The organism is Plasticicumulans sp. (assembly GCF_035331805.1).
Classification (GTDB): Bacteria; Pseudomonadota; Gammaproteobacteria; order Competibacterales; family Competibacteraceae; genus Plasticicumulans.
This window is the reverse complement of the sequence record NZ_DAOLKE010000119.1, coordinates 1-9,949: the sequence shown is the minus strand read 5'-3', so window position 1 is coordinate 9,949 and position 9,949 is coordinate 1. Positions and strand designations below refer to the sequence as shown.

Annotated in this window: 10 protein-coding genes and 1 pseudogene; 3 read left to right on the top strand and 8 right to left on the bottom strand. The window is 68.9% G+C overall.

What is annotated here, in order from left to right:
* From PKE44_RS10105 to PKE44_RS10090, 4 genes are all read right to left on the bottom strand, one after another.
* Positions 1-1,006: ParB/RepB/Spo0J family partition protein (locus PKE44_RS10105; RefSeq protein ID WP_324550680.1), on the bottom strand; the 1,006-nt coding region annotated here is incomplete at its 3' end.
* Positions 1,007-1,019: 13 nt separating this feature from the next.
* On the bottom strand, positions 1,020-2,234 hold the full coding sequence (locus PKE44_RS10100; RefSeq protein ID WP_324550678.1) for an AAA family ATPase: 1,215 nt from the start codon (positions 2,232-2,234) through the stop codon (positions 1,020-1,022).
* A gap of 254 nt (positions 2,235-2,488) precedes the next feature.
* Complete coding sequence (gene trfA / locus PKE44_RS10095; protein WP_324550675.1) at positions 2,489-3,334, bottom strand: plasmid replication initiator TrfA; 846 nt, start codon at positions 3,332-3,334, stop codon at positions 2,489-2,491.
* Positions 3,335-3,618: 284 nt separating this feature from the next.
* Positions 3,619-4,542 (bottom strand): LysR substrate-binding domain-containing protein, encoded by a 924-nt coding sequence (locus PKE44_RS10090; RefSeq protein ID WP_324550673.1) that lies wholly within the window; start codon positions 4,540-4,542, stop codon positions 3,619-3,621.
* 144 nt (positions 4,543-4,686) lie between these two features.
* On the opposite strand from PKE44_RS10090, the gene PKE44_RS10085 reads away from it, so the two are divergent.
* Positions 4,687-5,487 carry a 3-oxoacyl-ACP reductase family protein gene (locus tag PKE44_RS10085; RefSeq protein ID WP_324550670.1) on the top strand — a complete coding sequence of 267 codons (801 nt, stop codon included), beginning with the start codon at positions 4,687-4,689 and terminating at the stop codon, positions 5,485-5,487.
* A 212-nt stretch (positions 5,488-5,699) separates the two neighbouring features.
* A complete protein-coding gene (locus tag PKE44_RS10080) occupies positions 5,700-6,164 on the top strand; it encodes a hypothetical protein (RefSeq protein ID WP_324550668.1) in 465 nt (154 codons plus the stop codon).
* 100 nt (positions 6,165-6,264) lie between these two features.
* On the opposite strand, the gene PKE44_RS10075 is transcribed toward PKE44_RS10080, so the two are convergent.
* Genes PKE44_RS10075 through PKE44_RS10065 form a run of 3 tightly spaced genes read right to left on the bottom strand, consistent with a single transcriptional unit; the run spans position 6,265 to position 8,648 of the window.
* Positions 6,265-7,677 (bottom strand): 4Fe-4S binding protein, encoded by a 1,413-nt coding sequence (locus PKE44_RS10075; RefSeq protein WP_324550666.1) that lies wholly within the window; start codon positions 7,675-7,677, stop codon positions 6,265-6,267.
* Between the two features lie 39 nt (positions 7,678-7,716).
* On the bottom strand, positions 7,717-8,076 hold the full coding sequence (locus PKE44_RS10070) for a cupredoxin domain-containing protein (RefSeq protein WP_324550664.1): 360 nt from the start codon (positions 8,074-8,076) through the stop codon (positions 7,717-7,719).
* Between the two features lie 29 nt (positions 8,077-8,105).
* Entirely contained in the window at positions 8,106-8,648 is a 543-nt protein-coding gene (locus PKE44_RS10065) for an iron transporter (protein ID WP_324550662.1), read from the bottom strand.
* A gap of 357 nt (positions 8,649-9,005) precedes the next feature.
* On the opposite strand from PKE44_RS10065, the gene PKE44_RS10060 reads away from it, so the two are divergent.
* The gene (locus tag PKE44_RS10060) at positions 9,006-9,317 is read left to right on the top strand and encodes a phasin family protein (RefSeq protein ID WP_324550660.1); all 312 of its coding nucleotides are present in this window, start codon (positions 9,006-9,008) and stop codon (positions 9,315-9,317) included.
* Positions 9,318-9,398: 81 nt separating this feature from the next.
* Here the strand turns inward: PKE44_RS10060 and PKE44_RS10055 are convergent.
* Positions 9,399-9,614, bottom strand: a pseudogene (locus PKE44_RS10055) (NAD(P)/FAD-dependent oxidoreductase); the annotation flags it as partial.
* Positions 9,615-9,949: the final 335 nt, after the last annotated feature.

Below are 9,949 nucleotides of genomic sequence, written 5' to 3'. Positions count from 1 at the left end.
CTTGCGATTTTTCGTACTCGTCATACAGCTCAGCGAGCCGGGTGCGCAGGAAATCGGCGAAACCACGCTGGCCGGATTCGAACTCGAACTGCACGCGACCACGTGTGCCAGGCCGTGCGTGCATCAGCAGGCGGCCGTTGCGATGGTGATGCACGGCTTCAGCGCTGGCCGTCGTGCGCTTCGGGCTGCCGCGGCTTGCGGAGTGCAGCCGGCGTATCAGGACCTGCACGAGGGTGGTGGCACTGGACGCATCCGGGTGCATCTCGATCAGCGTCTGCACCTGTTCATCGGTCGGGCGCAGCCGTGCGAGTTCAAGCAGCGGCTCGACACCGGCCTGGTACAGCAGCGGCATCGCGTCGAACAGACGCTGTGGCAGGCCGGCGATCACGCGCTGCTGCGACAGCCAGGCATTGCTGCGCCCGAAGCGGGCACACAGCCGTTCGCGGTTGCCGGCAAAGGTGTCGGCAAGGGCAAGGGCGTAGAAGCGGGCACGCTCGTAGGCAGAGAGATCCTCGCGGTCGCGGTTCTCGAGTTCCATCTCGGCGAGCAGGGTTTCGTCGTCGAGCGCTTCGACGACGGCACGGATGCTCGGCAGGCCGAGATCGAGGCTGGCGCGATGGCGCGTGTGGCCGTAAACGATTTCGTAGGCCGGCGGTGTGCTGTCAGCGACCGGCCGGACCTTGATCGGAATCTTCACGCCGTGCTGCGCGATGCTGCTGCGGATTTCGGCATAGCGCGCGCTGTGGAAGTAGTGCTCGCTGCGGTTGGCGAAGCGCGATGGCCGGATGCTCGCCAGCGGCAGTTCGAGTTCGACTCGTCCGCTCTGTTCGAGCTGGCGCAGGCGACGGTAGTCCTCGGTCAGCCGCTGGCCGGCCTCGCGCACGTAGTCGGCAACCGGCACGGCCGGGGCCGGTGCAGTTCCCGGCGCGGCTGGAGTCGCGTCGAGGATGCTTGGCAGGGTCAGGCCTTCGAAGCGCGGTTTCCTGCGGGTCGGCTTGCTGGTCATGACGGGTTCCGGGTCAGGAAGCGCTGGCCGTGCGCGTGGCTGCCGTCTGCGTCGATGGCCACTGCCGGCGGATCAGGCCGATGATCTGGTCGCCAAGACCTTCGAAGGCGCCGAGTGCGCGGGCATAGGAGGGATCCGAGCGCCTCGGCAGCTCGTAGAAGATCTGGATGCTGTTGGCGGCTGAACGGATGACGCTGGAGTTCAGGATCGCGTCCTCGGCAACGTAGTGCTGATACATTTTTCGCATCCAGGTGGCGACGTCGTACTCGTCCTGCATCGTCTTCGGATTGCCGCGGTAGTTGCTGATCACGATCAGTCCGAAGTCGTAGTGCTTGGTCTCGCCGGTGATCTGTTCGATGGCCGACAGCGACTGCCACATGCCGAAGAAGAACGAGGCCATCGCCTGCAGGTCCATCATCGAGGCCTGCACGGGGATCACCAGGGCCGTGGCGCTCCAGGCGGCGATCACGGTGGTCTGCGACAGCGACGGCGGGGTGTCGAACAGGATTACGTCGTAGTCGTCCTGCAGGTGTCCCAGGGCCCGATCGAGGCGTTCCCAGAACAGGAAGTCCGGGTTGCTGAAGCCGTAGCGCAGGATCTCGGCTTCGACCGAGAACAGCGACAGGGCCGCCGGAATCATGTCCAGTCCTTGCCAGGCGGTCTGGATCACGAGATCGCGGATGCGTTCGGGCTGCGTGAACAGCACCTCGTAGAGGGTGTTCTCGCGCTGGATGTCCATCAGGTTGTCCGGGTACAGCAGGGCGGTCGCCGAGCCCTGCGGGTCCATGTCGATGAACAGCGTGCGGTAACCGTGCAGGACCAGATGCGTGGCGAGGTTGGTTGCCGTCGTGCTCTTGCCGCTGCCGCCCTTGAAGTTGCAGACGGCGAGTCGGGCACAGCGATCGCGCAGCGGGTCCCGGTGTGCCTGGCGGTGGGTCAGTTCGCGCAGTCTGTGGATGTCGTTCAGTGAGTAGCGCCGGTGTGCGCCTCCGGTGTTGCCTTCGCCACCGCGCAGGGCTTCGTCGTGGTTGCGCAGGCTGGATTCACTGATGCCGAGCAGCTTGGCGACTTCCCCGATGCGCCACTGCTTCTGCAGCAGCTTGCGCTGTTCCGGGCTGGTCGAGTAGGCGCGCAGTTCGTGGATCAGCTTGCTGCTGACCTCGCCGAGCGCACGCAGCCGATCGGTCGTCAGCGAGTAGTCGGGGGCGGGGCCGGTCGGTTTCGACATCGGAGGCGCTCTTTTTCTTTTGGTTAAAAGAATGGTTAAAAGAATAGTTAGTGTTTTTGATACAAACGAAATTCGCCTTTTTATTCAATTGCTTGCGAGCGCATTTTTTGAGCTGCCGCGCCTCATGTTACGTGTGTTTTGCGCCTCATGTTACGTGCCTCCTGCGCCTCATGTTACGTGCCTGCGCCTCATATTACGTGTGGGTGCGCCTCATGTTACGAATCTCTGCGCCTCATGTTACGAATGCCGGTTCGTCAGATGAGGCGCGTTTGTCCACAGGCGTCCACGCCGGGTGCCGGTGCCCGGCACACGTGCACGAGGTCGGTCTCGTCGATCTGCCAGTCGCTCAGGAAGCAGGCTTCGACCAGCTCGGTCAGCGCGGCCTTGAGCTTCGGGCGGAAGTTGCGCAGCTCGCGGGTGTCCGAACCGCAGGCATCACGCAGCGTCACGACCCGCACCGGCAGCGGCGTGCGATGGCTCGCGAAGTAGCCATGCAGCCACTTCGCGAGCGGTCGCAGGTGCCGGCGCTGTTCCCATTCGATGCGCGTGTACTGCGTGTTGCCGAACAGCAGCCGCATCTCCGGCTCGATCCAGACCTTGCAGCGATCGTCACTGCCACCGGCGTCGCGGTCGCTCCACTCGAAGCGCCGGATCAGCGAGATCGACAGGCCCTTGTGCAGGCGCTGGTTGCGGAAGGTGACCGTCGTGCGCTGCATGCGGCCGAACGCATCGCGCAGCAGCGCGTAGTAGTGCCCGGTGGTGGGCCAGCCGATCGCGCGCAGGAAGGCATGCGGGACGAACTCGATCGGCGCATCGAGCGGTTGTTCGCGCGCCAGGTGCAGCGCCTGCAGCCAGACATCCTCATCGTCCTGGCGCAGTTCGACGCCCTGGTAGGTGACTTGCGTCTCGCCGATGGCGGCCAGTTCGGTCTCGACCAGAAACTCGCGCCGGTCGCGCCGGTTGCCGACCGTGAACAGCGCCGAGCGCACGACCTCGTTCGGCACGCTGCGCTGCCAGTCCTCCCAGCGCGGCAGCGCCGGGGGTTTCGTGACCGCAGCGCGCTCCTGCAGCGCGTTGATGCGTTGAACCGGATCGACCACGGTGGCTACCTGTTTATAGATTTTTATGGTTGCCGAGATTCTAATCTTGCAAAAAGGAATTTTCCTGTACCGGAGCGGGCAGGTTCGTCGAAACGAGGCTTTCGGGACGCCTGCCGCAGCGGCGGGCTCCGGCGTGCGTCGCGGGCGTCGGGATAGCGTCGCGCCTCAAGTCAGCGCGAGCTGAGGCTCAGGGAAATGCCGGTCTCCCGGGCCCCCCCGACCTGATCGGCCCGTGACCGGCAACCGCCTCCAGCCGCGCGACGCTATCCCGATGCCGGCCGCGCTTACACCGCCGACAGCCGCTCGGCCAGCCGCTGCGCGCGGCACTGTTCGACGACGTAATCGACGAAGGCGCGGGTCTTCGGGGCCAGCAGGCGCTGGGCCGGGAAGTAGATCGCGATGCGTCCGGCATCGACGTGCCAGTCCGGCAGCACGCGCAGCAGCGTGCCGGCTTCGAGGAAGGGCAGGGCGTGGGCGGTGCTCGCCAGCGTGATGCCGAGCCCGGCACGCGCCGCGTGGCAGGCGGCCTCGGGGTCATCGACGCTGATGCTGACCGGCAGCCCGACCGGGGCCTGCGCGCCGTGGCTGTCGCGCAGCGTCCAGGCCGGGAAGCGCCCGGTCTGCAGCGAGCGGATCAGGATGCCGGTGTGGCAGGGCAGTTCGGCCGGATGCTGCGGTGCCGGGTGCGTGGCCAGATAGGCCGGGGCGGCCAGCAGCACGCGGTGCGCCGGCGCCAGTTCGCGGGCGATGGCGCCCGGCGGCAGTTCGAAGCCGCCGCCGATCGCCGCGTCGTAGCCCTCGCCGATCAGATCGACGGGCCGGTTCTCGAAGCGCCAGTCCGGGCGGATCAGCGGGTAACGGGCGAGAAAGCCGCCGAGCAGCGGCAGGATGTAGTCGCGCCCGAAAGCCGGTGCAAGACCGACCTTCAGCGTGCCGGAGGGCGTCGAGCGGCTGCCGGCGAGCTGCGCGAGCGCGCCATTCAGGGCCTCCAGCGGGCCGGCCGCGGCGTGCAGCAGATCCTCGCCGGCCTCGGTCAGCGTCAGCCGCCGCGTGCTGCGCCGGAACAGCTGCACGCCGAGCGTGGCTTCGAGGCGCGCGACGTTCTTGCCGACCGCGGCCGGCGTCAGCCCGAGCCGGCGGCCGGCCGCCGCAAAGCTGCGGGCCTCGGCGCTGCGCACGAAGCATTCGAGGCCGTTCAGCGTATCCATCGTCGTGTCCGCGGCTGCGAAGTCAGGGTTCCAGCGTAAACCACCGGTATCGACTGAACCGCGGTTTTGCCGACTAATCAGTCGCTAATCGGACGCGCATGCTGGTCCCCGTTCCCAGCCACCCCCAGCAGAGCGGAGTCCGACATGAATCCTGAAACCACGACCAGCACCAGCAATGCCGCCAATGCCGCTCCGGTCCCCGCTGCCCGCCCGCTGGCCGGCAAGGTCGCCTTCGTGACCGGCGGCGCGCGCGGCATCGGTGCTGCGATCGCGCAGCGCCTCGCCGCCGATGGCGCCGCCGTGGCGCTGACCTGGGCGCGTTCCGAGGCCGAGGCTGCGGCGACGGTAGGGACGATCGAGGCGGCCGGCGGCCGGGCGCTGGCGCTGCGTGCCGACAGCGCCGACGATGCCGCCCTCGAGGCCGCGATCGAGCGCACGGTCGCGCAGTTCGGGCGGCTCGACATCCTGGTCAACAGCGCCGGCGTGCTCGCGCTCGGTTCGATCGAGGACTTCCCGCTCGACGGGCTCGACCGCACGCTCGCGGTCAACGTGCGCGCCGTCGTCATCGCCAGCCGCATCGCCGCGCGTCACCTCGGCGCCGGCGGCCGCATCATCACGATCGGCAGCACCAACGCCGAGCGCATGCCGTTTGCCGGCGGTGCCGTGTACGCGATGAGCAAGGCCGCGGTCGCCGGGCTGACCAAGGGCATGGCGCGCGATCTCGGCGCGCGCGGCATCACCGTCAACACCGTCCAGCCCGGCCCGGTCGACACCGAGATGAATCCGGCCGACGGCCCGATGGCGGCGGGGCTGCTGCCGATGCTCGCGACCGGCCGCTACGGCCGTGCCGAGGAGATCGCGAGCTTCGTCGCCTATCTCGCCGGTCCCGAGGCCGGCTACATCACCGGCGCGAACCTGATGATCGACGGCGGCTTCTCGGCCTGAAGCACCGGGCCGGTCCCCGTCCGGCAGCGCGGGCGCCGGGCAGGGCCGGGTCGCTCCCGTCAGAAGCCACCACCGGCAGGGCGTGTGGCGGGTGGCAGCAAATCGTCAATCGTTGCACGGGGTTACGGACTGTCTGCGGGACTTGCGCAATCAATATTAACTGTACGTAATATGCGAACGTCTCGCCGCTGTCGCTGTCCGGAGCCGCTCCCATGCTCGTGCCGATGTCTGACCGCCTGAACGCCTACTTCGATCAGCTCGTGCAGGCCGGCTACCGTCCGCGCTACGACGACGACGGCGACCTCGTCTTCCATCACGACGGCTTTGCGATCGGCATCAGCATCGATGAGGAGGATCCGGAGTTCCTGCTGGTGTTCATCCAGAACTTCCACTGCTCGGGCACGCTGACGATGCAGCGCGTCGCCTGCGATCTGATGGCCGACCTCAACCGCCGTTTCCGGCTCGCCAAGTTCAGCCGTCGTCGCCAGGAGGTCTGGGTCAGCGCCGAGTTGCTGCTCGCGCGCGCCGGGGATTTCGGTCCGGCGCTGCCGCGGCTGATCGAGCTGCTGGCGAGCGCCGCACGCTGCTTCCGCAAGGAACTGCGCGAGCGCATGCGCGAGATCGAGCACTTCGACCACGCGCTCAGCGCCGCGGCCGGGCTGATGCTGCTGCACTGAACATCCGTCGCCGGACCGGTGAAAACGCCGCCTTTGCGCAAGGCGGCGTTTTCGTTTCCGGCGGCACGGGCCGCGGTTCAGGAGCGCGGCGCCAGCGCCCTCACCACAGCCAGAACAGCAGCGCCCAGCCCCAGACCACGAAGCCGGCCCCGGCCGCGACCAGCAGCGTCGCCCCGAGCCGGCGATGCAGGCCGGCGCCGTAGCGGCCGCTGATGCCCCAGCCGAGGCGCAGCGTCCAGAGCGCGGCCGCGGCGAGCAGCAGCTCGCGCAGCGGGCCGACCCAGTACAGCGCGAAGCCGTCGCCGCGCAGCAGCGACACGGTCAGCGCCGACAGGCCGAGAAACACGCCGGCCCCGGCGAGCGGCACGAAGGCGAGCGACAGGTGCGCGGTCGGCGCCGGGCGCTGCGCCAGCAGCCGCGCGCCGATGGCGCACAGCAGATGCAGCACGGCGCCGACCACGAGGCCGGTGGCGCCGATGTAGGCAATGATCATCAGGCCGTCGAGCCACGAGAACACGTCGTGGCGCTCGGGCTGGTGCGTCAGCAGCCACCACGGCGCATCGGTGTCGAGCAGGCGCTCGCCGCCGTGATCGAGCAGCCACATCGCCACGGCCTGCTTGGCGTCGATGAACCACGGGCTCGCGGTCCAGTGGAAGGCGCCCATCGCCACGCCGCAGAGCCCGTACAGCACCAGGCGCAGATCCCAGCGCGTCGCATCCTGCGCACCGTGGCGGACGATCTCCTCGGACGGTGCGCGCGCCGTCAGCTCGACCGCGCCGCGCTGGCCGGCGCAGCGCCCGCAGGCATGGCACTGGGCAGCACCGTGCAGGCGGCGGATGTCGAGCAGCGGCGCGCAGTTGACCGGCTGCACCGGCCCGCCGGCCTTCGCCGTCCAGCGTTCGGGGTCACTGCGGTAGTGCACCGGCGCCAGCCGTGCGAGCAGCGAGAACACGCCGCTCACCGGGCACAGATGCCGGCACCAGACGCGCTTGTTGCGCCCGTACAGCAGGCCGATCGCGATCGCCGCGACCGTCGAGCCGCCGAGCACCAGCGCCGCGGCCAGCGGGTACTGGTAGACGCTGACCAGCTGCCCGTAGACCGTCGTCAGCACGAAGGCGACGAACGGCCAGCCCTGCCAGCGCAGCCAGCGCGGGATGCCGCGCCCGAGCCCGACGCGGCTCGCCTGCTCGGCGAGGGCGCCCTCGGGGCAGAACACGCCGCACCAGACCCGGCCGAACAGCACCATGCTGATCAGCACGAACGGCCACCAGATGCCCCAGAACACGAACTGCGCGATCGTGCCCAGATGCCCGAACAGCCGCGCGTCCTCGGGCGGCAGCGGCAGGGCCGCCGGGATCAAGAGCAGCGCCAGATACACGAACACCACCGCCCACTGGATCATCCGGATCGTGCGTCCGTGCCGGCGCAGCGCCAGGCCGATGCGTGCGAGGCGCGAGGCGGGGACGGCGGTCGCAAGCGGCGACGCGCCGGTAGGGCAGGCAGCGGCATTCATGGCGGCAGGTCCGGGCAAGACGGGCAGGCGGGAAAGAAGTCAGCGCACGACGAGCTCACCGCGGCCGGTGTCGGGGTGGAACTCGTCGAAGAACGGGTAGCGGCCCGGGTCGAGCGGCTGGATCACGACCACCGAGCGCGCGCCGGGTGCGAGCACCTTCTCCTTGCGCAGCGGCGTGCTCTCGAACTCGATCGGCGTGTCGCCGGCGTTCTCGATCTCGATGCGGATGCGCGTGCCGGCCGGCGCTTCGAGCGTCGCAGGCTCGAAGCGGCCGTCCTTCGCGATCAGCGTGACGGTGTGGGCATCGGCCGCGGACGCCGCTCCGGCCGCCGCGAGCAGCGCGGCGCCGAGGACGGCGCGCAGGCCGGGATGCAGACGGAGGAAGGACGGACGGACCATGGGACGGCGCTCCTGCGGGCGCGGGCGGCTCAGTAGCCGCCCTTCTTGCCGATGCCGGCGAAGGCGAAGTCGTAGCTGACCTTGAAGGGCTCGAACCACGGGCCGACGCCGGTCTCCTTGTCGGTGTGGCGGCCGAAGTGCGCGTGCGGGTTGGCGCCCGGCGGGCTGATGGTCAGCGTCAGCGTGTACTTGCCCGGGCCCTGCAGCTTGACGTTGTCGCCGTAGTGCGGGCCGTCGGAGGCGACCATCGGCATGAACTCGCCGGACTGCGTCTCGCCGCCCTGCTTGCTCAGCTCGTACTGCACCGACAGGTAGGGCATCCAGTCGCCTTCGGCGAAACCGTTCGGGTTGTTCTTCGCGGCCTTGATGTCGGCTTCGAGGTGGACATCGGAGTCCTCGGCCTTGCGCATCATGCCGTCCGGCTCCATGCGCACCGGCTGCAGGTAGACGGCGGCGATCTCCATGCCGTTTTTCACGACCGGCTTGCCGACCGGATATTCCTTGGCGACGGCAAGCGCGGGCAGGGCGAGCAGGGCGACAGCGGCCAGCACGGGGCGCAACGGAGCCTTCATCGGGTGAACTCCTGGGGATCGGGAAAGGGCGGGTACGGCCGCACTGTATCGTCCTGCATTGCCAAATGACAATCATTGCCATTGACGAACGTCAACGATTTGGCCTCGCAGCCTGAGCTGCATCGCCAGGCATCACCGGGGGCACGACCGCGCACAGACCCGCCGGTTGCGCCGGGCTGCGGCGTCCGGGCAAGAGCGGTCGCAGACATGTCCGGACCCGGCTGCAGCCCGATGGAATCAAGGCAAACAGGGCGGGCGGAAATTCATGTTGCACTGCAGCATGAAATGCCTATAATGGGCTCATGGATTCGGCAGACGAATCCCACAACACCCCGCCTGCACCTTGAGGAAGCCGCCATGACCAAGTTCTCCGTCCCGTCCCTCGAAGCCGTCACCGCCCCGATCGTTGCCGCCGGCAAGCTGTCGGTCGCCCAGCTCGAAAAGCTGACCTCGTTCCAGTTCGCTCTGGTGCAGGACTACGCCGAGCTCAGCCTGTCGCGTCTGAAGGCCGCCACCGAGATCAGCGATCTGGCCGGCCTGAAGGCCTACGGCGAAGCCTCGGTCGGCGTCGCGAAGGATGTCGGCGCGAAGGTCCAGGCCGATGCGAAGGCGCTGGTCGAGCTGCTGACCGGCTTCGGCGCCGAGTACAAGGGCCTCGTGCGCGTCTGATCGCACGCTGTCCGCTGTACGCCCCCCCGCACCGCCCGGCTTCTGCCGGGCGGTGTCGTTTCAGGGCGCGGTGCGCGGCGCTCAGTGCAGCTTCACGTGCGGTTCGGTGCGGCGCGCGATCATGCGGGCGAGCGTATCGAGCGCGACCTTCCAGAAGCCGTGCAGCGCCAGCTTGTGCAGCTTGTGCAGCTTGTGCAGCGACAGATACATCATTCGCGCGAACCCGCCCTCCAGCCACAGGTTGCCGCCGACCAGCGAGCCCATCAGGTTGCCGACGGGGCTGTACTTGCCGAGCGAGCACGCTACGGGAAATCCGGCGCCGGCCGTGGCAGGAGCAGTGACCTCGGCGAGGGCAGCGCCGGAGCGGTGCGGAGGCACGGCGCGCGGACGGCGCCGGCGGGAGCACGCCGGCAAGCTCCGAAAGGCGCGCGCATCCCGCCAGGCCCGGAGTCCGCCGGAAACATCGGCCGCCGGGCTCAGGGACCGGCGCACCAGCCCGCGGCCGCCAGCGCACCCGCGCGCTCGCGCAGCTCCCCGGCGCTGGCGCGGATCAGGGCCAGCCGGCGCACCAGCAGGCGTTCGGCGTGCCCGTGCTGCTGCTGTTGGCCGGGGTGATCCTCGTCCGCAGCCGG

What these genes read in the sequence shown, in the direction of transcription:
- PKE44_RS10075 (WP_324550666.1), bottom strand. Translation starts at nt 7,677, where the DNA reads ATGAATGCCGCTGCCTGCCCTACCGGCGCGTCGCCGCTTGCGACCGCC.
- PKE44_RS10100 (WP_324550678.1), bottom strand. Translation starts at nt 2,234, where the DNA reads ATGTCGAAACCGACCGGCCCCGCCCCCGACTACTCGCTGACGACCGAT.
- PKE44_RS10080 (WP_324550668.1), top strand. Translation starts at nt 5,700, where the DNA reads ATGCTCGTGCCGATGTCTGACCGCCTGAACGCCTACTTCGATCAGCTC.
- PKE44_RS10060 (WP_324550660.1), top strand. Translation starts at nt 9,006, where the DNA reads ATGACCAAGTTCTCCGTCCCGTCCCTCGAAGCCGTCACCGCCCCGATC.
- PKE44_RS10070 (WP_324550664.1), bottom strand. Translation starts at nt 8,076, where the DNA reads ATGGTCCGTCCGTCCTTCCTCCGTCTGCATCCCGGCCTGCGCGCCGTC.
- PKE44_RS10090 (WP_324550673.1), bottom strand. Translation starts at nt 4,542, where the DNA reads ATGGATACGCTGAACGGCCTCGAATGCTTCGTGCGCAGCGCCGAGGCC.
- PKE44_RS10085 (WP_324550670.1), top strand. Translation starts at nt 4,687, where the DNA reads ATGAATCCTGAAACCACGACCAGCACCAGCAATGCCGCCAATGCCGCT.
- PKE44_RS10065 (WP_324550662.1), bottom strand. Translation starts at nt 8,648, where the DNA reads ATGAAGGCTCCGTTGCGCCCCGTGCTGGCCGCTGTCGCCCTGCTCGCC.